The following is a 24,327-nucleotide window of genomic DNA, read 5'->3' as shown; positions in this document are numbered from 1 at the left end:
AGCCTGGGGGTGAGCAAGGTGCGGTCATGCGGGTCCAATGAGCTGGCCCTCTTTAGTTGCTCGCTACCGGGCCGTTGCCACCCAACCCCTGAACGCAAACCCCATATAAAACATCCGCACATCGCTGAACCCAGCCTCACGAAGAATCGCCTCGTCTTCCTGCGGCGTCAGCACCGCCAGCTCCGCCGCAATCTTGTCCCGCGCCCTGGCCGCATGCTCCGGCGTCACGCCGGACGCAACCTGAAACGCCGCATAGCGTGACAGCCACAGATCGCGCTCCCCTGCCCCGGCATCGCCACCATGGCCTGCCCCATCCGCCACGCTCAGATGCGCCACCACCAGCGGCGCCCCGGGCTTGAGCCGCCGCCGGATCTCCACCAGCATGGGCACACGCTCTTCGCGTGGCACAAAGTGAAAAGTCAGCAGACACGTCGCGCCGTCGAACGGCCCGGCCGGTGCGCCCTGCACGTAGCCGTGGTGTAGCGCCACGCGGTCGCCTAGCACGCCCGCGCTCTGCAGCCGCTGGGCGGCCAAGTCCAGCATGGGCTGGCTGGGGTCCACGCCGTCGAACCGCCAGCCGGGGTGCGCCCGCGCCATGTCTTCCAGCTCCAGCCCGCCGCCTGCGCCCACCACCAGCACGCGGCCGTGAGCGGGCACGCGCTCGGCCAGCAGGATGCGAACCATGGGCAGCAGGCTGTCGTAGCCGGGCACGTTGCGGCGGGGGCCTTCGGCGTAGCGGGCGACGGCGGCGGGGTCGGTGAAGGGGGACGTGGTGGGTTGGGTCATGGTGTGTTGCGTGTGGTGGATACGCGTTTTTGCGTTGAGCTTGTCCATCGGCATTGCCAGGTCAGCGCAGGGTTTCGGCAGGCTCAACCCGAACGGTCAGGGGTGGGCAACGTCTGAAAAAATCAAGCCAAATTGACCTCTAGCGCTTATCCATAAAGCGCTTGCAGCTATCAATTCAGTAGTAATTTGTTCGTACCCAAGCACTGTTCCCGGTTGCATGCTAGCATCACGCAACTTTAAATGTTGCATGAAACGAGATAGCCGACTTTCCAATGTTCTCCACGCGCTGCTGCACATGGCAGAGATGGAGGGGCCCGCTACATCTGAGGCGATGGCGCAGGCCATGCAGACCAACCCGGTGGTGGTGCGCCGCCTGATGGCGGGGCTGCGGTATGCGGGTTTTGTGTCGTCGGCCAAGGGGCATGGCGGCGGGTGGGTGCTGTCGTGCCCGCTCACCGACATCACGCTGCGCGACATCTACGAGGCGCTGGGCGCGCCCACGCTGCTGGCGGTGGGCAACCGCATGGAGAGCCCCGGCTGCATCGTGGAGCAAGCGGTGAACCGCGCGCTGACCGATGCCTACCAGGCGGCCGAAGAGGCGTTGCTGGCACGGCTGGGCGAGGTAACGCTGGCGCAACTCTCGGCCGAGTTTCATGAACGCATGGTGGCCGGGTGCCACGGTCACAAGGAGATTGAGCATGGCGACGGCGGCAATGACAACCACCCAGGCGTATGAGGTGATCGTGATAGGCGGCAGCTTTGCCGGCCTGTCGGCCGCCATGCAGCTGGCGCGTGCACGGCGGCGGGTGTGTGTGGTGGATGCAGGCCAGCCGCGCAACCGGTTTGCGGCCGCGTCGCACGGCTTCTTCGGGCAAGACGGCGAGCCGCCGCTGGCGATGATCGAGCAGGCGCGGCGCAAGCTGGCGGCCTACCCCACGGTGGTTTTTGTGCAGGGCACGGTGGTGTCGGCCACGGCGCAGCAACGCGCCGGGTCACCAGAGAACGGGTTTGAAGTGGTGCTGGACGATGGCGCAACCCTGGAGGCCCACAAGCTGGTGCTGGCGTTTGGCGTGCAAGACGGTTTGCCGGACATTGCAGGCCTGCGCGAGCGCTGGGGCGCATCGGTTTTGCACTGCCCGTATTGCCATGGCTATGAATTTGCAGGCCAGCGGCTGGGCGTGCTGTACCACTCGCCAGGCTCGGCCATGCACGCGCAGCTGATTGCCGACTGGGGGCCGACCACCCTCTTCCTGAACGGCGACACCACGCTGGAGAACGCCGAGCGCGAGCGGCTGCTGGCGCTGGGCATAACCATCGAGCCCGCGCCCATCGCCGCGCTGGAGGGCCTGGGCCAGGCGCTGCAGGGCGTGCGCCTGCAGGCCACCGGCAGCGGTGACGCGCGCGTGGTGCCGCTGGCTGCGCTGTATGTGGCCGCCACCACGCGCCCTGCCAGCCCGCTGGCCGAACAACTGGGCTGCGCGTTCGACGATGGGCCCATGGGCCCTTACCTCCGCACCGATGCGAACAAGATGACCACCGTGCCCGGCGTGTATGCCGCAGGCGACCTGACGCTGATGCGCCACAACGCCACGTTGGCCTCGGCCGAAGGCGTGCTAGCGGGCGTGGGGGCACACCAGGCGATGGTGTTTGGGCAATAAGAGCAGCTAACAAAACTCTTCTGGCGTTGTTGCCGCGTCTTGTAGTACTGCTCGTACTGCCTGCGACGCAGCGCCTAGCCAGAACCGCTTCGCTGATTTTTGTCAGCCGCTCCAAGTAGTGCAGCGCTGCCGCGGCACCAGGCCACAAAGTAGCAAGATCGGCTAAGTACCGGCGCGCAAGCTGCGGCAAACTCTGCGGCCATGAGCCTGGACCAGAGCGCCGATCAGCACTACCGCGACCGCGTGGCCCGCGTGGTCGCCCACATCGTGGCGCACCCGCTGGCAGCGCATCGGCTGGAGGACCTGGCCGCCATTGCCCATTTTTCCCCATTTCACTTCCACCGCGTCTACAGCAGCATTGCGGGCGAAACCGTGGCCGCCACGGTGCGCCGCGTGCGCCTGGCCTTGGCCACGCGGATGCTGGAGCAAGGCGGGCAGAGCATCACGCAGGTGGCGCTGGAGGTGGGCTACGACAGCCCGCAGGCCTTCACCCGCGCGTTCAGCCAGTTCACCGGGCAATCGCCACGGGCGTTCCAGCGGGACATGCACCGCCTCATCCTTGATTCAGGCGCCGCAAACGCGCACGCAAACGCGCATGCAAAGGCCGAGCAAACGCTGGCCGTGCAGATCGTCGAGCGCCCGGCACAGCGCCTGCATGCGCTGCGCCACCAGGGGCCGCCATCCACCATCCCCCACACGCAGCGGCGGCTGTACCTGCAGTGCGGGCAGCGCGCTGTCCACCGGCTGGGCGCATCGTGCGGAGACCCGCAGGACGTGGAGGGCGGCAGCTTTCGCTACTACGCGGCCGTGGTGCTGCCAGAGCCTCTCTCAGTGGCAGATGGCGGACTGGAACGGCTGGACATCCCCGCAGGGCTGTACGCACGCCACACGCTGACCGGCCCCTATACGCGCATCAACGCGGCACTGGCGGCCATCCACACACGCTGGATCCCGGCCAGCGGCTACGAGCCGGACGACCGCCCCACGCTGGAGCACTACCTCAACTCGCCCCGCAACGCCGCGCAGGCGGACCTGCGCACCGACCTGCTGATTCCCATCCGCCCCACCACACCCCTATAACCCGTTTTCGCTGGCTCTTTCGTTCCCTTTTGCCCGCAGCGCTGTGCTGCGCCGCCACCCTGGCCCACGCTGCAGGCTTTGCCTTTATCGAGGTGCCTGCAGACAAGGACGGGCCCGCGCTGCGCGGCGCCGTGTGGTCGCCCTGCAGCACGCCGCCGGGCCGCATTGACCTGGCGCCGCTGGTGCTGCAAGGCACGCGTGACTGCCCCGTAGCTGGCCAGGGCCTGCCGCTGGTTGTGGTGTCGCACGGCGCGGGCGGATCGGCCCTGGGGCACCACGACACGGCGGCCACGCTGGCCGACGCAGGTTATGTGGTGGCCGCCATCAGCCACCCGGGCGACAACTTTCAAGACCTGAGCCGCCAGGGCTACCTGTCGGCCTTTGCCACGCGGCCGGTGGACATGAAGCGGCTGACGGATTACATGCTGGGCGCCTGGCCCCAGCGCGCGCAGCTGGACGCGGGCAAGGTCGGTTTCTTTGGCTTTTCACGCGGCGGCTACACGGGCCTGGTGGCCATCGGCGCCGTGCCGGACTGGACGTCACGGCAAGACCTGTGCTCGCCGCTATCCACCCGGCCCTTGTGCGGCGAGATCCGGCGCAAAGAAATCCCCGCCACGCCCGCGCCGGACCCGCGCATTCGGGCTGCAGTCATCGTCGACCCGTTGAGCGTCTTCGATGCCAAGGGCTTGGGGCACGTCAGAACCCCCATCCAGCTGTGGGCCTCGGCCCTGGGTGGTGATGGCGTCACGCTGCAAAGCGTGGAGACGGTGCGCCAGGGTCTGCCCAGTGCGCCCGACTGGCAGCTGGCGGCCAACGCCGGGCACTTCGCCTTTCTGGCGCCCTGCTCACCCGCGCTGGCCGAGGCAGTGCCCGGCATCTGCCGCGATGCAGCAGGGTTTGACCGGGTGACTTTTCACCAGACTTTCAATGCCCAGGTGCTGGCGTTCTTTCAGCGGCACCTCGCGGCAGGCAAAGCGCCCTGAGCGCAGTTCGGCATTCGTCGCGCCCACGCTGCCCGTGAGTTGACGCAGCCAGCGTCTGCCACCTACACTGCCAACCTCGCATCCGGTCCTTGGGATCGGAGCGAACCGCAAAGCCCTCCACCACCGTTGAGGGCTTTTTTTCGTCCGCCCTATGGAAAGCTCTCCCTGCTTGCAGAGAGGGCTTTTTGCATTTCTGGAGCCCTTATCTCATGCAAACCGCTTCGACCCACACCACCCCCGCAGCCGTTGCAGGCACCGCCCCCCGCATTCACCTGGTCATCGGCCCGGTGGGAGCGGGCAAGTCCACCTTTGTGCGCCACCAGGTGCAGCAGCACCGCGCCGTGCCGCTGAACCTGGACGACTGGATGGCCACGCTGTTCTCGCCTGACCGGCCCGACACGGCTGACATGGCCGATGTGATGGCCTGGTATGTGCCCCGCACCCTGCGTTGCCTCACGCAGATCTGGAAAACCGCCGAGGCCGGGCTGAACGCGGGCAGCGATGTGGTGCTGGAGGTAGGCCTGATCCAGCAGCACCAGCGCGACGCCTTCTATGCCCGCATGGGGCCGTGGGCCGACGCCATGGTGGTGTATGTGCTCGATGCTCCGCGCGAGGTGCGCCGCGAGCGTGTGTTGCGGCGCAATGCCGAACAGGGAGCGACGTTTTCGATGGTGGTGCCGCCGCACATCTTTGAGCTGGCCAGTGACCTGTGGCAACCGCCCGGCGATGTGGAGCGCGCGGAACGTACCGTGGTGTTTGTGCCGATGGCGGAGCGGTAGGCCGTGGTTGCAGCTGTGCTTGCACGCAGGCCCTTCCGTGGCGATGGAAGTGCCCGGGGGCCCGACCACCTCGACTACATGAACTGCGCGCGCAGCCCCACCATGAGGCGCCTGCCCGCGGCGGGCTCGAAGTAGCGGCCGTTGGCGTCGTTCACGATGAGGGTGGCCGCGTGGTGGCGGTTGAACACGTTGTCGAGCCGGGCCCAGAGCTGCCAGCGCGCCGTGCCTGCACCTGGACCTGCTTGTTGGCCGCCCCAGCCGTAGGCCGCGTGCAGGCCCAGCACGGCAAAGCCAGCGGCCCGCTCGCTGTTGACATCGTTGGCAAACACCGGCCCCGACACGTTCGCCGTGCCCCCCAGTTGCCAGCGTGCGGTGGGCGCGTAGTCGATGGCAAGCTGCGCAGCGTGCCGCGCCGTGCCCGGCAACTGGTTGCCCGCGGCGACGTTGGCGCCCCCTGCCCCCGCGTAGGCGCTGCCAAAGTGGGCATCCAGGTAGGTGTAGCTGGCGCGCGGGGCCCAGGCGCCCCACTGTGCACGCCAACCCACTTCAAGCCCCCGGCGCCGCACGTTGTCCACGTTCTGGAACACCGAGCGGCCGTTGACCGTGGCCACGGGCACGATCTCGCCCTGGCTGCGGGTGTCGAACCATGCCAGCTCCAGCTGCTGGTGGGTGCCTTGCCACTTGGCGCCCACCTCCCACTGGCGGCTGCGGGCGGCAGCCAGGCCGAAATTGGGGCCGGTGTTGCCGGTGCTGTAGGCCATCTCGGCCAGCGTGGGGGTTTCAAAGCCCTGGCCTGCGTTGGCGTACAGGTTGAGCTGGTCGGTGGCAGCCCACACCAGACCCAACGCGGGGCTGGTGTGGCGCCAGTTGCGCGCGCCACTGTCGTCGGGGTTGGCGGGGGTGACGTAGCGGTCATCCACCTGCACGCGCACCTGGCTGGCGCGCAGCCCGGCGATGGCGCGCCAGCGCGGGGAGAGCCAGACGTCTACCTGGGCATACACATCGGTGTTGGCGGCACTGTCTTGTTCGTCGCGCCGCAGCGCGCCGCTGGTGCCCGCGTTGTTCACAAACCCTTGGCGGTGTTCAGACAGGCGATTCGCCTCCGCCCCGACCGTCCACGTCAGCGGCAGGCCCGAGGGCAGGCGCACGGCCCGCGTCCAGGTGGCGGCCGCGCCCTGGTAGCTGCGGTCCAGGTCCACCACCCCGCCTGCGCTGTTGACCGCCGCGCCGCTGAAAGACAGGTACTGCGTGAGCTGCCGCCCACCGCCATAGGCGCGCAGCCGCACGCTGTCGGTGTCGCTGAGCTGGCGCTCCAGCACCAGGCCCAGCTGGTTCTGGCCCACCGACTTGCGGGTGTTGAAGGTGGTGGCCAGGGCGCTGGCCTGGCGCGGGTCGCCATCGAATTGCGCGCGCGTGAGGCCCAGTGGGTCTTGCGCCTGGGGCTGGTCGTACAGGTTGACCAGGGCTGTGATGCGTGTGCGGCTGTCGGGCTGGGCCTGCAGCTTGGCGTTGAGGTGCGTGCGCCGCGCGGCGCTGTGGCCGCGCCAGCCCACGGTTTCGAAGTGCGACACCCCCAGCAGCCCGCCCAGGCGCTGGTCGCCAAAGTCCAAGGATGCGTCCACCAGCCGCTGGCCGAACGAGCCCACCGCCACCCCGGCCTGGGCGCCGCCCCCGGGCCGGGGATCGCGGGTGGTGACCTGCACCACGCCCCCTGCCGCATTGCCATACAGCTGCGCGAGCGGGCCGCGCAGCACTTCAATCTGGCTGGCCGAAGGCAGGTGCGCGGTGGCCGCCTGGCCCTGGCCGTCGGGCATGGTGGCGGGGATGCCATCCACCAGAATGCGCACGCCCCGCACACCAAAGGTGGCGCGGGAGCCAAAGCCCCGCACCGCGATCTGCAGATCCTGCGCGTAGTTGCCCCGGTCTGTGGCCACCACGCCAGCCTGCCCTGCCAGCAGCTCCGACAGGTTCACCAATGGCGTGGGGGCCGTGAAGGCATCCACGGCCACGCTGCAGTGGCTGGCTGCACTGTCAAACTGGCGCTGCGCCTGCGCGCTGCCGGTGACCTGCTGGGTTTCAAGTGTGGGGGGCGTGGTGGGCAGTGACTGGGCGGGATCGGCCGGGCTATCTTGCGCATGGGCATGGGCGTGCGCCACCACGCACGCGCAACCGGCCAGGATGCGGGCAACCTGGGTAACTTGGGCGGCGCGGGGCCAATGGGTGGCTGCAAAAGACATGGGTGCCGCTTCCTGGTTGCGGAATTTCAGAACGGGGTTGTGCGGAACGTCGCGTGGCGGGCACAGGGGCCAAGCCCAGCAAACAGCAGGATAGTCTGCTCTGGCCCCGTGGCGGTCTTGCGAACCACCGCAACGAAGGGCCGAGCACCTACGCAGACGTCATTCGGACCGCACCACGCGCCAGACCACGTTGCCCACGTCGTCGGCCACCAGCAACGCGCCATTGCCGTCCAGCGCCACGCCCACGGGGCGGCCATAGGCATCGCCGTCCTTGCTCAAAAATCCCGTCAGAAACGCCTGGGGAGGCCCCGAGGGGCGCCCGTCGGCAAAAGGCACGAACACCACGTTGTAGCCCGTCAGCTCCTTGCGGTTCCACGAGCCGTGCTGGCCGATGAACGCGCCGCTGGCGTAGGCGCCGGGCATGCGGGCGTCGGAGAACGCCAGGCCCAGCGGCGCAACGTGTGAACCCAGGCCAAAGTCTGGCGCGATGGCCTTGGCCACCATGTCGGGGTTGGGCGGGTTGACACGGGTGTCGACATGCTGGCCCCAGTAGCTCCAGGGCCAGCCGTAAAAGGCGCCATCCTTCACCGAGGTGAGGTAGTCGGGCACCAGCTCGTTGCCCAGCTCGTCGCGTTCGTTCACCACCGTCCAGAGCAGCTTGCTCTGCGGCTCCCAGCCCAGGCCGTTGGGGTTGCGCAGGCCGGTGGCAAACAGCCGCTTGCTGCCAGTCTCTACATCCACCTCCCAGATGGCGGCGCGGCCCTCTTCCGCCGCCATGCCGTTGTCGCCCGCATTGCTGTTGGAGCCCACGGTGGCATACAGCTTGCGGCCATCGGGGCTGGCGATGATGTTCTTGGTCCAGTGGTGGTTGGCCCCGGCAGGCAGATCGGTGACCCTGACGGGTGCCGTGTTGACCGAGGTCTGCCCGGTTTCGTAAGGCACCTTCACCACACCGTCGGCCGTGGCAATGAAGAGCTGGGTGCCCACCAACGCCATGCCAAAGGGCGAGAGCAGGTTTTGCAGAAACGCACTGCGCACGTCAGCCACGCCGTCACCGTCCGTGTCGCGCAGCAGCGTGATGCGGTTGGCGCTGGGCGTACCGGCACCAGCGCGTTTCATCACCAGGCCCATGGCCAGGCCACGCAGGCCGTCGGAGTGCACGTTTTTGGCGCCCTCTGCAGGCGGTGGCTTGTTGCTTTCCGCCACCAGCACATCGCCGTTGGGGAGGGTGTAGACCCAGCGGGGATGGTCCAGCCCACGCGCCAGCGCCGTGACCTTGAACCCCGCAGGGGCCTGCGGCTGGGCGCCCTGCGGCCAACCCTGTGCAGGTGCGATGTTGAAGGTGGGCACCAGGCCACTCTTTTCCGGTGCGGGCAATTGCGGGTTCGGACCCAGGCCGGGGCCAGGGGTGGCCGGCTGGGCCAGGGCCAGAGCCATGGACCCTGCCAGGGCCAACGCCAGCGGCCCCTGGGTGAAGCGGTGGGAGCAGAGGTGCGTTTTCATCAACGCAGTATGGGCGGCCCGATTTGCGGGCAGCTGTAGGCCAGTGCCGTCAGTTCCACATGTGATGGCGGCGTGTGATGGCGGCGCGCGCACCCTGCACCCACATAGAGGCACCGGGCACACAATGCCGCGTCGATTTTTGTCTTGGTAGCCTTGGATGCCCCTGCGCCGCGCCAAGGGCATGGTGGCCAACTGGCCCAGCGCGTGGGGAGGGTTGTCGGTGCTGCCGCCGGACCCTGTGCTGGCTTGAACGGGCTGGCGGGAGGTGCGTTTTGACCTCGGGCCGGACTTGGGTTCGGATCATCGGTCGGTGGTGGTGCAACTGACGGAATCGCCGTAGTGCACACCACCCGAATACTACTGATTTGATAGCTTGAAGCGCTTATCCATCAAGCGCTGGATACCTTTTTTGGCATAATTTCTGCGGAGGCGTTCCTCTACGGCCTGCCAGCACAACGGGCCGTTCACGCTGAGCCTGCCCAATCACCTGGTGGGCCATTGACAGGCGCAGCCCGAACGGATTTGCGCCATCTACCCCCATCCAGCACGATGTTCCCGGCGGGGGTAAGTTGTGGCGCCCTCAACAGCCGTTCGCGTGCACGGCAGTGCCTGGGTTGAGCTTCTGGCACGCTTTGACCTGGTTGGATTTGACCCGGTTGTCCACCCAAATAGTGATGTGCGGATCCGTGGCCTGATGGCAGCCTTTTTCGACCTCGACCACACCACACGAGTCCAGAATCTGGCTGGCCAGGGGTGCGCCGGAACGGCGGTCCTTCGCATTGTTGAGGAACGCCTCAATCTGAGTCTGGGTGTAGGGCTGCCCGGTGGCGCCGTTGTTCACATCGTTGTTGTTGGGTTGATTCCACTGAGGCTGGAATACATAGGTCGGCCTCGCAAAGGCTGTGCCGCACAGCAGCAACATGCAGACCGCAGTCATGAATTTTTTCATTGCCAAGTTCCCCTTCATGCCTACTCTGTGACGATTTTCGGCGCCCTCGGCTTCATCACGTGTTGATGAAGTGAGCGCATGGTGGCGCCACCAAAGCGGTTTGGCGATTACAGGAAATTACAGCGAAGCTACTCCCAAACGTTTGGCGCATTTCACGCATTGAGCGTGGGGGCGGGCCTGATCAGCGGCTTGCTGTGGTGGAGCCAGGAGTACCCACCCCCTTCGAACGGGGCCGCCGAATCGTCCACAGCGCCACAGCCATCAGCCCCACGCCGCCCAGTTGGATGGGGCTGAGCGTACGGCCATACACCACCCAGTCCACCAGCACCGCCGTGAGCGGGTACACAAACTGCAGCACCGCAATGCGCCCCAACCCCAGGCGCGACATGCCGGCAAACAGCACCACATACGCCAGGCCGGTGTGCAGCACGCCCAGGCCCAGCAGCCAGCCCCACGCGGCGCCCTGCTGCGGCCAGCCCAGCACAAAGGGCGCCCACACGAGCGCCACCGCGCCCACCAGGCACTGCCACAGCGCCATGGCAAAGGGGCTGATGGTTTTCTGCGTGTTGGCGAGCAGCGTCACGCCCGCATAGCAGAGCGAACCGCCCAGGCACATCAGCACGCCAGCCACATAGCTGCCGCCGCCGGTGCTGCTGGCCGCTGCGGCTGCTGCGGTGCCGTCGAGCAAGCCCGTGGTCAGCACCAGCCCGCCCAGCGCGGCCAGTGTGGCCAGCCACTGCGTGGGCGACACGGCCTCGCGCAAGAACAACGCGCCAAACACGATGACCCAGATGGGCTGGATGTGAAAGATCACGGTGGCCACTGCAATCGATGTGCGTGGGATGGCTGCAAAGAACAGCGCCCAGTTGAGCACCATGAGCACGCCCGTAGCGCAGGCCACCCAGCGGGCACGGCCGTGCAGAAAAAGTTGCTGTCCCCGCCCCGTGGCCAGGCACCAGGCCAGCAGCGCCAGTGCACCGAATGCGCAGCGGAACCACACCGTGACCAGAGGGTGCTGGCCCGCCTCTTCCACAAACACGCCGATGGTGCCCAGCAGCACGCCACCGGCGATGAGCAGCCACTGGCCGTCGCGCTCGCGGGTGATGGCATTGGCATTGACGGGCAGCGGTGTGGTGGCCAGGGAAGGCGATGCGACGGTGCTGGCTTTGGAGTGGTTCATGCCGCCGATGCTCACGCTTTACAGGCATCCTGTAAAACGGATAAATCGAACAGCTACCATTCGATAAACGAATTTACCAACCCACCGAGAGCCCCACCACTGTCGTCACTGGTCCGACCGATAAAGGCCCCCATGAACTACCCAGACTTTCAAATCGACTGGCTGCGTGCCTTTGTGGCCGTGGTGGATGCAGGCTCGCTCTCGGGCGCGGCGCCGCTGGTGCACCGCTCACAGTCGGCCGTGAGCATGCAGATCAAGAAGCTGGAGGCCGCGCTGGGCCGCCCGGTGCTGCTGCGCGGGCCGCGCCACCTGGAGGTGACGCCTGCGGGCGCCGAACTGCTGTCGTATGCGCGCCGCGTGCTCGATTTGCAGGCTGAGGCACATGCCGCATTGTTTGGCCCCAAGCTGGCGGGCCGGGTGCGGCTGGGGGTGCCCGACGACTATGCGTCGGCCTACCTCACGCCAGTGCTGCGCAGCTTTTCGCACCGCTACCAGGGGGTGGAGATTGAGCTGACGTGCGAGCAGTCCACGTCGCTGATCCCGCGTGTGGTGAAGGGCGAGCTGGACCTGGCGCTGGTCTCGCAGGACAAGCCGCAACGCGGGCGCTTCTTGTTCGACGAGCCGCTGGTGTGGGTGGGTGCCGCCCAGTTCGAGGCCTGGCGGCGCGATCCGCTGCCGATTGCGGTGTATGAATCGGCCAGCATGGCCCGGCAGGCCACCCTGGCCGCGCTGGGCACGCGGCGGCGGGCCTACCGCATCGTGTACCACAGCTCCAGCCTGGCGGGCCAGCTGGCTGCTGTGGAGAGCGGTTTGGCGGTGGCGGTGCTCACGCGGTGCAGCGCCCCGGCCCATTTGCAAATCCTGCAGAACCTGCCGGCGGAGTTTGACCTGCCGCCGCTGGCTTCGATGAACGTGGCGGTGCTGCGCAGCAAGGTGTCGCTGCGCTCACCGGCTGTGGATGCGATGTACGAGCAGATGGTGCGGACCTTGGGCCGACGGGGCGAACTCCTGCCCAAGGCCTGAGAACCTGTTCAAAATCTTTTCGGGGATCGCATTGGAGTGCCATCGTGATGGACGTGGATGCTTCGGATGCGCCGCATGGGCTCGTGCCCATGCAAGCAGCCGGGGCGTCCAATCGCCCGATTTCACTCCAACCCTTCGGGCAAGTGCCTTGCCGGGCGGTCTGCGGCGCTTGTTGATAGCCGGGCTATCCACTGCGCACCGCGCCTTGCATCCCATCCCGGCAAGGACCTTGTGCGACCCCGAAAAGATCTTGAACAGGTTCTGAGCCCTCCTAGGGTTCAGGGCCTCAGGCCGCCAGGATGTGCTCTACCAGTTTCTCGCGCGGCCCCAGCAGCGCATCGCCTCCGATCAACCGCAGCGCACCGCCCTGCCCCTTCACCACCAATTGCGGCACGCCGCGGGCACCCGCGGCACGCAGCGTGGCCTGGGCGCGGGCTACGCGCTCTGCCACCACGCTGTGCAGTGCGGCGTCGGGTGCCAGCGTCAATGCGGCGGCATCGGCCAGGCCCAAAGCCCGCAACAGGTCCGCCAGCACCTCCGGTTCTGCGGTGTCGCGGCCTTCCACATAGCGTGCGTGCTGCAGTGCGTGCAAGGCTCCCAGTTCATGCGCAGGCGCGGTCTGCGCCACGGCAGTCAGCGCGAGGGTGGCAGGGCCTGAATCAAAGCGACCGGACACAGCACCCAGAATTTGATCGCGGTAGGCCTGCGTGAAGGGCTGGCCTGTGAGCTGCTGGATGCGCTGGTCGTTGGACCAAGCATAGGCGGCAAACTGCGCGTCCATGGGCCGTGCGCCTGCGCCTGCAAACAGACCGGTGGGGGCCAGCACCACCTCGACACCCTTCTGCGCTTGCAGGAACTTGAGCGCGGGCGCGGCGGCATAGCACCAGCCGCACAAGGGGTCAAACAAGTAGGTCACGGTGACGTTGGGCATGGGTCAGGTTCTTTCTTGAGGGTCTGATGTTTCGGACGCAATCAGTGCGGCTTCAAACGCCGCAATCTCTTCGGCCAGCGTGCCCCGGCTGCGGAAATGGCGGGCGGCGCGGTCGTACCAGTTTTCGGCATCCTCCAAATCACCTTCCTGCAGGTGCAGGATGCCGTGCAGCCAGGCTGCGAGCATGGAGCCATCGTGCTGCACCAGATCGTGCGCCGCGCTCCAGCGCCCGGCGTGCAGGTGCTGCAGGACTTGTTGGAGCGGGTGCGTGGTCACGATCTGGTTCCTTTCTTTCAACAACTTGCTTTGACAGCTTTCAGCACGTCATCTCACCACTTCATCTCGCCCTTGTTGACCTTGGCACCGATGTCCAGCGACAGGCCCATTGGCGCTGCGGGGTAGGCCTTTTTCATCGCGTCGATGAGTTCGGCGCTGGTCTTGGTGGCGGCGGCGTTCTTCTCAAACGCTTGCAGGTAGCCCTTGGTGTAGCTGATGTTGGCGGCATCCAGCGCGCCACCGGCGGGCATGTGGCCGGGCACCACCACGGTGGGCTGCAGGGCGGCCATTTCGTCGAGCTGGGCCACCCAGGCGCTGCGCTCGGCCACCGTTTGCGTGTCGGCCGTCCACACATGGGTGTTGGTGCCAAACACGCCGATGGTGCCCACCACGGCCTTGATGGATGGAATCCACGCATAAGGGCGGTGCGCCAGCAGGCCGGTGGTGCCACGGATCTCCACCGCCTGGCCGTCCACGCTCAGCGTGTTGCCGCTGATAGCCTTGGGCAGCACGGGCGTGCGCGGCGCGTTGGCGCCCATCTTGGGGCCCCAGAAGGCGAGCTTGCCGGCCAGCTTGGCGTTGATCTTCTCCAGCACGGCGGGCGTGGTCACCACGTCGGCCTTGGGGAAGATTTCTTTCAGCGTTTCCACGCCGAAGTAGTAGTCGGGGTCGGCCTGGCTCACGTAGATGGTCTTTAGCTCTTTGCCGCTGTCGAGCACGTTGGCGGCAATGCGCAGCGCGTCGGCACGGGTAAAGCCGGCGTCGATGACCATGGCCTCCTTCTCGCCATAGACCAGCGTGGAGTTGACGTTGAAGCTGTTGCCGTCGGCGTTGTAGACCTTGACCTGCAGGGGCTGGGCGGCTTGGGCGCCCGCGAAAACGAGTGACAGGGTGGCGGCGATGAGAGTGGTGCGGAACATGGTGGCTTCTCCAGGGTTTTGAGAGGTTGGTGTTGATGACGGAATGAAGTTTATTTGCGCCAATCGATCTAATAAACCCGATAATCCGCGCATATTTGTTTCGTAAATCGATCAAATACCCCCCTATGGACCGCCTGACCGCCATGCATGTGTTTGCCGAAGTCGCCACCAGCGGCAGCTTCAGCGCCACCGCCGACAAGCTCGATATGTCGCGGGCCATGGTCACGCGCTATGTGGGCGAGATGGAGCAGTGGTTGCAGGCGCGGCTGCTGCAGCGCACCACCCGCAGCGTGACGCTGACCGATGCGGGCGAACACGCACTGCGCCGCTGCCAGCAGATGCTGGCGCTGTCGCAAGACCTGGAAGAAGAAACCGCCTCCACCACCGAGGGCGCATTGCGCGGCCAGCTGCGGCTGACCTGCAGCGTGTCGTTTGCGTTTGCGCAGATGGGTGCGGCGATTGCGGACTTTCTGGCGCAACACCCGCAGCTCAAGATCGACCTGGACGCGAGCGAGGGGTCGCTGAACCTGGTGGAAAAGCGCATCGACCTGGCCATCCGCATCAGTGCCGAGCCCGACCCACTGCTCATCGGCCGCCCGCTGGCACGGTGTGATTCGGTGCTGGTGGCCTCGCCCGCCTACCTGGCCGCGCATGGCGTGCCGCAGCAACCCGCCGACCTGGCGCAGCACCGCTGCCTGAGCTACGCCAACTTTGGCAAAAGCGTGTGGCAGCTGACGCGCGGCGAGGTGGTGGAGCGTGTGGGCGTGAGCGGCCATTTCAGCGCCAACGAGGCCACCACGCTGATGCGCGCCGCGCTGGCGGGCGGTGGCATTGCGATGCAGCCGACGTATCTGGTCAACCCCTACCTGCACAGCGGCGCGCTGCAGGCCGTGTTGCCTGGGTGGGACTTGCCGGTGATGACGATCTATGCGCTGTACCCGTCACGCAGGCACTTGTCGCCTGCGGTGCGGGCGTTATTGGATTTTTTGGTGGCCCGGTTTGCGGGGGGGCCGTGGTGAGGGATGGTCGCCCAGGCTGAGTTACTACTAATTTGATAGCTGTTAGCGCTTGTCCATCAGACGGTAGAGGCCCATTTTGGCTTGGTTTTCTCCACACTTTGAAGGCGCGCTGACACACCCTCTCCCCTGGTGGGAGAGGGTTGGGGAGAGGGGGGAGCATGGGGCGCGGTGCTCGGAAAAAGAGCCCCCTCTCCCCCGCCCTCTCCCGCGAGGGGAGAGGGAGTGAAAACCCGGCGCAGCGCGTGTTACCCCCCGCCGCTACCAGGCCTTCGATTTACTCCGCCTCAATCCCCGCCGCCTTGATCACCTTGCCCCACTTCTGGGTTTCGGCAGCCTGGAACTTGGCCAGTTCATCGGGCGTGGTGGTCCAGGCTTCCGAGCCCGCGTTCTCGAAGAAGCTCTTGGCCGCTGGGCTTTTGGTGGCGGCGGTCAGCAGCTCGTTCAGGCGCGCCACCACCGGCGCGGGCGTGCCTGCGGGCACGTAGGCCGCAAACCAGTAACCCATGTCGTAGCCCTTCACGCCCGCTTCGTCCAGCGTGGGCACATCGGGCAATTGCGCGCTGCGCTTTTGGGTGGAATAGCCCAGCGCACGCAGCTTGCCCGCCTTGACCTGCGGCACGCCGGTGGAGGTGTCGGTGATCATCAAATCGATCTGCCCGCCCAGCAGGTCGGTGATGGCCAGTGGGTTGCTCTTGTAGGGCACGTGCAGGATGTCCACGCTGGCCAGCTGCTTGAGCATCTCGCCCGCCATGCGGCTCGACGAGCTGCCGCTGCCGAAGCTGAGCTTGCCGGGGTTCTTCTTGGCAAAGGCCAGCAGCTCGCCCACGTTCTTGTACGGTGCGCTGGCGTTGACCACCAGCACCTGGCCTCCCTTGCCCAGGCCGGTGACGGGGGCGAAGTCCTTCACCGGGTCGTAGGAGAGCTTCTTGTACAGGTGCTCGTTGGCGGCGTGTGTGGTGTTGGTGGTGATGAGCACGCTGTAGCCATCGGCCGCCGACTTGGCCACGGCCGACGCGGCGATCATGCCGCTGGCGCCCGCCTTGTTGTCGATGACCACGGGCTGCTTGGTGTCGTTGGTGATGGACTGGCCCAGCGCACGCGCCAGCTGGTCAGTGGCGCTGCCTGCGGCAAAGGGCACGACAAAGGTGATGGCCTTGGCGGGGTAGGCACCAGCAGCCTGGGCCAAAGCTGCTGGGGCATGCAGTGTTCCGAGCGCCAGTACGGCAGCAGTGGCGAGCAGAGCGCGGCGGGGGGATGAATGGGTCATGTTGCCTCCTGGTGTTGGTATGGATGAAAAAGCGAAACGGGAGGCCTAGGCCGTGGGACCGCCAAAGTGCGGCGCCAGATGGGCGGGCACGGTGATGGGCATATCGAGCAGCAGGTAGCTGAGCGCCTTGCCGTGGCTGTCGAGGTTGAGCGAGTCGTTCACGCCACCGTCAAGCACATCGTCCAGCACGAGGTTCATGGCCTGCAGCTGGGGCAGCAGGTAGCGTGTGACCTGGCGCGGGCGGCGCTGCGCAAACTGCTGTGCCACGGCGGCCTCGGTGACTTGTTCGACCAGCACCTCCCACAGCGCGGGGTGCCAGGCGATGACGCTGATGTTGGAGCGGTTGCCTTTGTCGCCGGTGCGGCTATGAGCAACTCGATAAAGCGGAACGGTGAGGGTCGTCGTCATGGTGTGTGTACTCCTCAGAAGCTGAGAATGAATCCGGCGTGGCCGAGCGGGCCGCACAAACGTGCGCCATCAAGGCCCAAAGCACAGCCATAGCTCGGGCTATGGCGAGCATTTGCAACGCCGAGGGCGTGCGTTTTTGCGGCACGAGCGGGCATGAGGGATTCGTTCACAGCTTCTTAGCCCACCATCTCAAAACGCACGGCCACCGCATCGCGCGGCACCAGGCACGACACCGTGCCCAGGCGCGGGCGCATGGCGGTGCGCACGCCGCCTCCGCCTGCAGGCCCGCAGGTGTAGAGCGCGGTTACCTCGCGCACCAGGCGCTGGGCGCTGGCGTGGTCGCGGTGCTGCAGGGCCACGCGCAGGCGCACATCACGCACGTCGTTGCGGGCGTCGCCGCTGTCGCTGGCGGGCGCATCGAGCCACCGGCTGGTGTCGTCGCCAAAGATGCTGGTCACGCCAATCAGGTCGATGCGCAGCGGGCCCAGGCCGTGCAAGCGCTCGCGCAGCACCTCGCCCGCCAGTCGGGCACGGGCTTCGGCACGCGGGCCGGCGTAGGAGATTTCGCCCTCCGCAAACCAGCCGGATTCAAAACACACATTGACCTTGAGCGTGGCGGGCCGCGCCTGGCCCTGCACGCCCTCCAGCCGCACCGCGTCAGCGCCCACCGTGGTCACGCGGGCGGTGGTGATGTCGGCCACTACATCGGGCGTGAGGTACGCCGCCGGGTCGTGCAGCTCGTACAGCAGCTGTTCCTTCACCGTGCGCTCGGTAATGCAGCCGCCCGTGCCCGGGGGCTTGGTGATGGTGCAGTGGCCGTCGGCGTCGATCTCGGCGATGGGGTAGCCCAGTTGCGCCAGGCCCGCCACGTCTTTGTAGCCAGGGTCGGCAAAGTAGCCGCCCGTGACCTGTGCACCGCATTCCAGCAGATGCCCGGCCATGGTGGCGCGGGCCAGCCGGTCCCAGTCGTCCAGCGCCCACCCGTAGTGCGCCAGCGCAGGGCCCAGCACCAGCGACGGATCGGCCACGCGGCCGCAGACCACAATATCGGCGCCAGCGCGCAGCGCATCGGCAATCGCCTGCGCGCCAATGTAGGCGTTGGCACTCACGATGGGCTCGGTGGGCATGGCGCTGCCCAGCGCGCCCTGTAGCAGCGCACGGTGGTCGGGGCCGCTCAGGTCGTCGCCCTGCAGCACGGCAATGCGCGGGCGGGCCAAGCCCAGCTCGGCCGCCAGCGCGTGGATGCGGCGCGCCGCGCCGTGCGGGTTGGCCGCACCAAAGTTGCTGACAACGCGCACGCCGTGCGCCAGGCACTGCGCCAGCACGGGGCGCAGCAGGTCTACCAGCAGGGGTTCGTAGCCCGCATCGGGGTCTGTGCGGCGCGCCAGCTGGGCCAGCGCCAGCGTGCGCTCGGCCAGGGTCTCGAAGATGAGCACCGCAGGCTGGCCGCTGGCGATGAGCGCCTGCACCACGGGCAGGGCCGCGTCGGTGCGGTCGCCCGAGAAGCCGGCGGCGCAGCCCACCAGCAGGTTGGTTTTTTGGTCGTTCTTCATGAATCCGTTGGCTCCTGAGCGTGACTGTAGGAACATGGCGGTATTCTGTGAAATCGATTGTTACGATGAATCCATCTGAAAATCAGATGAATCACACCCACCCCGCATGAGCGCCCCCCACCTCTCCAGCCGCCAGCTCGATGCCTTCCTCGCGCTGGCCGAGCAGCGCAGCTTTACGCGCGCCGCCACGTTGTGCCATTTGTCGCAGCCCGCGTTCAGCGCGCTAATCCGCGCGCTGGAGGACGACCTGGGCCTGCGGCTGTTCGACCGCAGCACGCGGCATGTGGACCTGACGCCTGAGGGGAAGAACTTTCTGGAATCCGCCCGCCGCATCCGCGCCGAAATCACCAGCGCCCTGGCCGCCGTGCGCGATGCCGCCACGCTGCAGCGCGGGCGTGTGGCCGTGGCGCTGCTGCCGTCACTGGCGGCGGGCTGGCTACCAGGAGTGCTGGCGCAGTACCGCGCGGCGCACCCAGGCATCGAGATCGACATTGCCGATGTGCTGTCCGAGCCCTGCATCGACCGCGTGGCCAGCGGCCATGCGGACTTTGCGCTGGCCGCCATCCGCGCCGACACGCCCGCGCTGCAGGCCGAGCCGTTTTGCAGCGACAACTTTTACCTGGTGTGCCCTGCCGACCACCTGCTGGCGCGCCGCCGCAAGGCGATCACCGCGCAGGACCTGGCCGCCTGGCCCTTCATCCACCTGGCGCGCACCAGCAGCGTGCGCCAGTACCTGGAGGCCGCCCTGCAGCCGCAGGCCATGCACACGCTGATGGAGGTGGAGCAGCTGGCCACCGTGATGGGCATGGTGCGCGCGGGGCTGGGCATCAGCGTGGTGCCCGCGCTCACGCTGTTCCACTTTGACCAGCCGGGGCTGGTCACGCGGCCGCTGTCGCTGCCGGGGCTCACGCGGCAGATCTACCTGGTGCGGCGGCGGGACGAGAGCTTGTCGGTTGCGGCGCAGGCGCTGTATGCGCTGGTGATGGCGCAGCGGCCATGATTCACAGGCGGCAAAACGTACAAATTTGATAGCTATCAGCGCTTATGCAACAAGCGCTGGCGGCCAAATTTGCTTGAAAGCCGGCCGCCTAGGTGGCGGCTGCGCGCGCATAGCTCACGGTCAGCATCTCCCACTGGTGCCCATCGGGCTCGTTCCAGTACACGATGCGGCCACCGTGGGCTGTGTCCACCTGGCTGTCCACGGGGCCGTGCACCGCGCTGCGGTACGGGATGCCCGCCGCCTGGATGCGCGCGAGGATGGCGTTGAACTCCGCATCGCTCACGCGAAAGCAGTAGTGGATGCGCGGAATGGGCTCGGGCCATTCGTCGAAGTCGATGGTGAAACCATCGTTCACGAACACAGGGGAAAACGGCCCCACGCCGGTTTTGGACCAGGGCACGCCGAGCAGTTCGGCCAGCAGCCGGGCGGCGGCCAGTTTGTCGCGGGCGGGCACCATCAGGTGATCGAGCTGGATGGGCATTGTCCAAACCTCCTGTAGAAGTCCAAGCCCTCGCGGCCTGGGGGGATCAGATGGCCGCAGTGTAGGGGCTGCCGCTGGGGTTCAACCCGCCAGCGGAAACTACCCCAGGAGCCTCTGCAGGAATCGAGCGGCACTGGTGCGCTGCGCATAGGGATGGGCTGCCAGGCGCAAAGCGCAGCAATAGCCGTAGCTATTGCGAATATTTGCTTGCGACGCAGACCGCCCGATCCGCAGATGCACACGGCGCGGTGATTCGTGCAGACGCTTCCTAGGCTTCATGCTCACCCGCGACCCAGCACCGCCAGCTCCTGGTGCAGCAGCAACTCCACCTCAGTCGGCTCGAACTGGTCCTGCAGCAGCGGGATGGCAAAGCGGTATTCGCCTGCCTCATGTTTGCGCAGCACGTAGGCCAGCTGCAGGCGCGCCAATGACTGGCGCAGCGCTTGCGCGTCGCCCGCGATGCCGTGGCTTTGCAGCAGTTGGGCCAGGGTGACCAGGCTGGTCTGCCCGGCCTGGGCTGTGTGGTAGACCACGATGCGGTCGAGGCGGCAGGCGGCTTCGTCGTGGCTCAGGCGGCCCCAGCCGGCCAAGGCGTCTTGCACGGCTTGCGAGGCCAGGGCCTGGGTGAGGTGGCGGGCTTCGATGACACGTTCGCCGGGCAACAGCGCCTCCAGGCATTCCTGGCACAGGATGGCCACCAGGTTGGCACGCTGGCCGCTGGCATCGATGAGGCGATCCACCAGTTTTTCGTTGTCAAAGCCCAGGCGCAGCTTGCGCAGTGGCTCGGTGGCCAGTTCGCGGCAAGCGGCGCGCTCCAGGCCGCCAATGGCCAGCACCTCGCCAAAGTTGCGCAGTGGGCTTTGGTAGTCGAGCACGGCCGTGGCATACAGGTCCCAAAAGCCCGCCAGCATGAACCAGCAGCGCCCCTCTTCGCTGAGCGCGCGCAGGGTGGACAGCTGCACGTAGCCATTGGCCGATTCATCGCGGAAGAACAGGTCGGCCTCGTCGATCAGCAGCACCAGGTGCTTGCCCTGGTACTGCGCCTGCAGATGGTCCACGATGGCTTCAAGCGGCGTGTCGGCCGGCAGGCCAAACTGCAGCGCCATGCGCGGCGCCAGGCGGTGATCGCGCAGCGAGACGTAATGGCACACAGTGTGCGGATGGCCCGCCATGCGGCGCTGCACGGCCTTGAGCAAGCTACTTTTGCCGAGCTGGCGCCCACCCACCACCAGGTAGTTGGCGGGCTCGCGGTTGATGACACGCGCCAGCAGCTGGGCGCGGCCGAAGAAGGCGCCTTCGCGCGTGACGCCGCCGCGCGTCTGGTACGGCGAGATGCGGGTGATGCGCAGCTGCGCGGCCAGTTGGCGCAGCAGCACTTGCAGGGCGTCGCCACCGATCAGCCATTCGGTCTGGCTGGCGCTGTCCACCATCACATGCAGGTTGGCGCGGTCTTGGGTGTGGGCCTGCAGCAGCGGCCAGGGCGTGTCCACGCTGTGCTCGCACAGGATCAGCAGCACGTCGCTGCCGGTCTGCACGGCGCGCAGCTGGCGCAGCACGGTGGCTTCGTCGATGCCGGGGGTGGGCACAAACACCAAACAACGGTCCAGCGACACGGGCAGGTCGGGCGGAAACTGCCACTCGAACACCTGGCCGGGCAGCGCCCAATCCGTGCTGGGCTGGCAGCGGGCCGACACGCGCTCGGCCAGCGCGCGGGCCAATGCCGGGGCGCGCTCGCCGCCCGTGGCCTGGGCGCAGGCCACGGCGCGGCGCCAGTCCACCATGCGAATGTCGGCAGCCAGCAGCGTGGGTTCCAGCCGCCGCAGCCAGCGCAGCAGCCGGTCGATCTGAGGCAGCCGCGCCAGCGGGGTGCGGCGCAGGCGCGCGGGCCGCAGCTGCCCGGCGCCGATCATGGGGTGGCGCACCACCCATACCACGGCGCCTGCGGCAAAGATCACGCCGCACCACAGGATGAGCGAGCGCAGCCAGCCGAACGGGTCTGCGTCGGGTGCGGGTTTGACGGGCTCGAAGTCGTCGGAGCTGCCTTCCAGGCAGTTGATGGGCAGGTAGCCCGGTGGAATGGGTGGGTTGCCGGGGCGGCACGTCCAGGTGTGGGTGCCGGGTTTGAGCTCCACCACCACCTGGGTGCCCGCCAGCTTGCCCAGCTCGGGGTTGTGGGCGATGTCGGCCTGCAGCACGTTGGGGCGCGGAGACGTTACGCGCAGCTGCGGGTTGGCAATGCGCGGTGCGTATTGGTGGATGTCCTTGGGCCAGCCATCCCGCTCGTTGCGCGCCTCGATCATGGCGACGCGCCACTGCACCAGCTCGCCCCACACCGGGCCTACATTGACCGACGCCAGGAACGAGCCCCGCGTGACCGGGTTGAGCTGCGGCGTGAACAGCGCGCTGGCCACGAACAGCGTGACCACCGCAATGACCACGGCACGCACCACGGCCCTGGAGAAAAAGGGGCTCAAGCGTTCGAGCATGCGTCCAGCACCATCAAGCCTGCATCGCGGATGGTGGCGCAGCGCCAGTGCAGCCGCGCCGCATCGCCCGTGCCGCGCACGTGGATGAGGTTGCCCCAGAACAGGCTGCGCAGTTCGTCGTCCTGCAGATAGGGCCGCGCGCGGCCCAGATCGTCGGCCTGCAGCAGCTGCTGCAAGCGCGTGCGCGTGGCGGGCGCCTGGGCCAGCGGCAAAAAGGTTTGCCACAGGCGCGGGCTGCTGGTCAGGTGGGTGCGCAACGCAGCAGACGATGCATGACCATCACCCACCCCTTGGTCTACCAGCCACTGCAACCCTTCTTCAAACAACGCGGGATGGCCGCCGCTGAGCGCCTGCAAGTCGGCCACCACGGGCTCGGTCCAGGTGTGCTCGGGCCAGCGGTGGCGGGCCAGTTGCGTGAGGTCGTCCAGCGACGGGTCGGGCCAGTGGTGGACCTGCGCAATGTTGAGCAGCGAGAGATCGCCACTGCGGTATTTGAGGTCGGCCAGCGCCTGCCCGCCGCACAGCAGCAGGTGCAGGCGGCCGCTGTGCATCTCGCTCAGGCTGCGCAAGATGCCCGCCAGGGTTTCGCGCAGTGCGGGCGTTCCCTGCTCAAAGCGGCTGACCAGGCAGAAGATGCGCTCACCCGCCATCAGGCGGCGCTCAAGCGCGGATTCAAACTCGTAGTCCGACGCCACATCGCCCAGGCCACATTGGCGGCCGATGGCGGCGAAGTATTCGGCGGGCACGGTGCTCACGCTGTAGGGCGGCTGGATGTGCAGCACCGAGCCTTCGCCGTACTGCGCGCGGGCTCGCTGCAGCAGCTCGTGCCGGAACGGCGGCTGGCCCCAGTGCGCGGGCGACAGCAGCAGCGAGATGGGGTATGGCACCGCCTGGGCCAGTTGCGCAAACACCTTGTCCTGGAACGCGGCAAACGGCTGCGCACCGGTGGATTCGGCCTGCAGGGGAAATTCTGGCGCAAACCCTGCTGCGCTGAGCAGGCGGTTGGCCTCGCTTTCAGTGAGGCGCAGGTAGCGGGTGCAGGCCACCAGCTTGTCGCGCGAGCGAGGGTTGGGCACCGAGATGCCGTTGCGCCAGTTGTTCACCGCCTCACGGCTCAGGCCGATCTCGGTGGCCACGCCGGAGGCGCTGGCGCGGATGCGGCGCATGTAGACCGACAGAAGATCGGCAAAGGAATCAGGGGACATGGAGTTGTGGACTAACGAAGGCTGGTACACCGAGCCAAAACCAAGGGCAGCGAAAAACATGGGGATGGTGGGCAGGCATTGTCAGCCTTGCCAGACCACCGCCATCCCACTGCGCACTGCGGATGCACTACGCCAGGCGCTGCACCATGGGCCAGGCCTTGTAGCTGGCGAGGCCACAGGCCGTGAGTACCGGGCTGTACAGCACCATGGCGCCGACCACCGACATCAGCCAGCCGGGCTCTTCGTACTCGTCGGTATCGTCGGCCTTGGCTGTCGCGCCCTCCTTCAAGGGCTCCTTGCTGCGCCCCTCTTCTTGGCCCTCGCCCGAATCGCCTGTCATCTCCTGCACCAGCATCACGGCCACCACCAGCAGCGAGATGGCCAGCAGCGCCAGGTAGCCGTATTGCAGCGCGGGCTGCGTGAGCGGATAGAAGTAGCCCGCCAGCAGCGCGGCCGGGGCCAGAAAGAACACGTGCATCATGAGCCGGTACCAGGGAATGCCGCCCACAGGCCTTTCTAGCGCCCCCATGACCATGCGGTAGGTCAGCGCCCCCAGCACAAAGATCACCCCACCCCACCATTCGATTTGCGTCAGCATGTTGT

23 protein-coding genes are annotated in these 24,327 nt (G+C 67.1%); 8 read left to right on the top strand and 15 right to left on the bottom strand.

Translation table 11 applies throughout. From position 1 onward, the window contains the following. Positions 1 to 63 precede the first annotated feature (63 nt). Complete coding sequence (locus tag KW832_RS08365; protein ID WP_255577580.1) at positions 64 to 786, bottom strand: class I SAM-dependent methyltransferase; 723 nt, start codon at positions 784 to 786, stop codon at positions 64 to 66. 247 nt (positions 787 to 1,033) lie between these two features. Here KW832_RS08365 and KW832_RS08360 point away from each other — a divergent pair, with 247 nt between their 5' ends. The 5 genes from KW832_RS08360 (at position 1,034) to KW832_RS08340 (ending at position 5,286) form a co-directional block, all read left to right on the top strand. Further along, positions 1,034 to 1,522 (top strand): Rrf2 family transcriptional regulator, encoded by a 489-nt coding sequence (locus tag KW832_RS08360; RefSeq protein ID WP_218299523.1) that lies wholly within the window; start codon positions 1,034 to 1,036, stop codon positions 1,520 to 1,522. Beyond that, positions 1,500 to 2,444 (top strand): NAD(P)/FAD-dependent oxidoreductase, encoded by a 945-nt coding sequence (locus KW832_RS08355; protein WP_218299522.1) that lies wholly within the window; start codon positions 1,500 to 1,502, stop codon positions 2,442 to 2,444. The genes KW832_RS08360 and KW832_RS08355 overlap by 23 nt, the downstream gene beginning before the upstream one ends. A 201-nt stretch (positions 2,445 to 2,645) precedes the next feature. Then, positions 2,646 to 3,524: a GyrI-like domain-containing protein gene (locus tag KW832_RS08350; protein ID WP_218299521.1), complete on the top strand. Its 879-nt coding sequence runs from the start codon at positions 2,646 to 2,648 to the stop codon at positions 3,522 to 3,524. 29 nt (positions 3,525 to 3,553) lie between these two features. Further along, positions 3,554 to 4,507, top strand: coding sequence for a dienelactone hydrolase (locus KW832_RS08345; RefSeq protein ID WP_255577579.1), 954 nt, complete (start codon positions 3,554 to 3,556; stop codon positions 4,505 to 4,507). Positions 4,508 to 4,716: 209 nt separating this feature from the next. Beyond that, positions 4,717 to 5,286: an AAA family ATPase gene (locus tag KW832_RS08340; protein WP_218299520.1), complete on the top strand. Its 570-nt coding sequence runs from the start codon at positions 4,717 to 4,719 to the stop codon at positions 5,284 to 5,286. 74 nt (positions 5,287 to 5,360) lie between these two features. Here the strand turns inward: KW832_RS08340 and KW832_RS08335 are convergent, their stop codons facing one another. From KW832_RS08335 to KW832_RS08320, 4 genes are all read right to left on the bottom strand, one after another. Beyond that, entirely contained in the window at positions 5,361 to 7,523 is a 2,163-nt protein-coding gene (locus KW832_RS08335; protein WP_218299519.1) for a TonB-dependent receptor, read from the bottom strand. 159 nt (positions 7,524 to 7,682) lie between these two features. Next, positions 7,683 to 9,026, bottom strand: coding sequence for a sorbosone dehydrogenase family protein (locus tag KW832_RS08330; RefSeq protein WP_218299518.1), 1,344 nt, complete (start codon positions 9,024 to 9,026; stop codon positions 7,683 to 7,685). Positions 9,027 to 9,606: 580 nt separating this feature from the next. Continuing rightward, on the bottom strand, positions 9,607 to 9,993 hold the full coding sequence (locus KW832_RS08325) for a hypothetical protein (RefSeq protein ID WP_218299517.1): 387 nt from the start codon (positions 9,991 to 9,993) through the stop codon (positions 9,607 to 9,609). Between the two features lie 163 nt (positions 9,994 to 10,156). Further along, the gene (locus KW832_RS08320; protein WP_218299516.1) at positions 10,157 to 11,155 is read right to left on the bottom strand and encodes a DMT family transporter; all 999 of its coding nucleotides are present in this window, start codon (positions 11,153 to 11,155) and stop codon (positions 10,157 to 10,159) included. Positions 11,156 to 11,287: 132 nt separating this feature from the next. Between KW832_RS08320 and KW832_RS08315 the strand changes: the two genes are divergently transcribed. Then, positions 11,288 to 12,178, top strand: coding sequence for a LysR family transcriptional regulator (locus KW832_RS08315; RefSeq protein ID WP_082437627.1), 891 nt, complete (start codon positions 11,288 to 11,290; stop codon positions 12,176 to 12,178). A 286-nt stretch (positions 12,179 to 12,464) separates the two neighbouring features. Here the strand turns inward: KW832_RS08315 and KW832_RS08310 are convergent, their stop codons facing one another. From KW832_RS08310 to KW832_RS08300, 3 genes are read right to left on the bottom strand one after another with little or no spacing between them, the layout of a single operon-like run. Further along, on the bottom strand, positions 12,465 to 13,109 hold the full coding sequence (locus tag KW832_RS08310) for a DsbA family protein (RefSeq protein WP_218299515.1): 645 nt from the start codon (positions 13,107 to 13,109) through the stop codon (positions 12,465 to 12,467). Positions 13,110 to 13,112: 3 nt separating this feature from the next. Then, on the bottom strand, positions 13,113 to 13,385 hold the full coding sequence (locus KW832_RS08305) for a hypothetical protein (protein WP_233573380.1): 273 nt from the start codon (positions 13,383 to 13,385) through the stop codon (positions 13,113 to 13,115). 53 nt (positions 13,386 to 13,438) lie between these two features. Further along, positions 13,439 to 14,305 carry an MBL fold metallo-hydrolase gene (locus tag KW832_RS08300; RefSeq protein ID WP_218299514.1) on the bottom strand — a complete coding sequence of 289 codons (867 nt, stop codon included), beginning with the start codon at positions 14,303 to 14,305 and terminating at the stop codon, positions 13,439 to 13,441. A gap of 125 nt (positions 14,306 to 14,430) precedes the next feature. On the opposite strand from KW832_RS08300, the gene KW832_RS08295 reads away from it, so the two are divergent. Beyond that, the gene (locus KW832_RS08295; protein ID WP_218299513.1) at positions 14,431 to 15,324 is read left to right on the top strand and encodes a LysR family transcriptional regulator; all 894 of its coding nucleotides are present in this window, start codon (positions 14,431 to 14,433) and stop codon (positions 15,322 to 15,324) included. A 274-nt stretch (positions 15,325 to 15,598) separates the two neighbouring features. Here the strand turns inward: KW832_RS08295 and KW832_RS08290 are convergent, their stop codons facing one another. The 3 genes from KW832_RS08290 to KW832_RS08280 form a co-directional block, all read right to left on the bottom strand. Then, the gene (locus KW832_RS08290; RefSeq protein ID WP_218299512.1) at positions 15,599 to 16,591 is read right to left on the bottom strand and encodes a tripartite tricarboxylate transporter substrate binding protein; all 993 of its coding nucleotides are present in this window, start codon (positions 16,589 to 16,591) and stop codon (positions 15,599 to 15,601) included. A 45-nt stretch (positions 16,592 to 16,636) separates the two neighbouring features. Beyond that, complete coding sequence (locus tag KW832_RS08285; RefSeq protein WP_218299511.1) at positions 16,637 to 16,999, bottom strand: hypothetical protein; 363 nt, start codon at positions 16,997 to 16,999, stop codon at positions 16,637 to 16,639. A 176-nt stretch (positions 17,000 to 17,175) separates the two neighbouring features. Next, complete coding sequence (locus KW832_RS08280; RefSeq protein WP_218299510.1) at positions 17,176 to 18,552, bottom strand: acyclic terpene utilization AtuA family protein; 1,377 nt, start codon at positions 18,550 to 18,552, stop codon at positions 17,176 to 17,178. Between the two features lie 106 nt (positions 18,553 to 18,658). Between KW832_RS08280 and KW832_RS08275 the strand changes: the two genes are divergently transcribed. Then, a complete protein-coding gene (locus KW832_RS08275; RefSeq protein WP_218299509.1) occupies positions 18,659 to 19,552 on the top strand; it encodes a LysR family transcriptional regulator in 894 nt (297 codons plus the stop codon). An 88-nt stretch (positions 19,553 to 19,640) separates the two neighbouring features. Here the strand turns inward: KW832_RS08275 and KW832_RS08270 are convergent, their stop codons facing one another. The 4 genes from KW832_RS08270 to KW832_RS08255 all read right to left on the bottom strand — a co-directional run bounded on the left by KW832_RS08270 (position 19,641) and on the right by KW832_RS08255 (position 24,322). Then, positions 19,641 to 20,033: a VOC family protein gene (locus KW832_RS08270; RefSeq protein ID WP_218299508.1), complete on the bottom strand. Its 393-nt coding sequence runs from the start codon at positions 20,031 to 20,033 to the stop codon at positions 19,641 to 19,643. A gap of 281 nt (positions 20,034 to 20,314) precedes the next feature. Then, positions 20,315 to 22,519 (bottom strand): ATP-binding protein, encoded by a 2,205-nt coding sequence (locus tag KW832_RS08265; RefSeq protein ID WP_218299507.1) that lies wholly within the window; start codon positions 22,517 to 22,519, stop codon positions 20,315 to 20,317. Then, positions 22,504 to 23,724 (bottom strand): hypothetical protein, encoded by a 1,221-nt coding sequence (locus tag KW832_RS08260; protein ID WP_218299506.1) that lies wholly within the window; start codon positions 23,722 to 23,724, stop codon positions 22,504 to 22,506. Before KW832_RS08260 ends, KW832_RS08265 begins: the two co-directional genes overlap by 16 nt. A gap of 127 nt (positions 23,725 to 23,851) precedes the next feature. Then, a complete protein-coding gene (locus KW832_RS08255; protein ID WP_121419728.1) occupies positions 23,852 to 24,322 on the bottom strand; it encodes a hypothetical protein in 471 nt (156 codons plus the stop codon). Positions 24,323 to 24,327: the final 5 nt, after the last annotated feature.

This window comes from Acidovorax sp. sif0632 (genome assembly GCF_019218805.1).
GTDB classification, from domain to species: Bacteria; Pseudomonadota; Gammaproteobacteria; order Burkholderiales; family Burkholderiaceae_C; genus Acidovorax; species Acidovorax facilis.
This window is presented reverse-complemented; position numbering and strand designations above follow the sequence as displayed.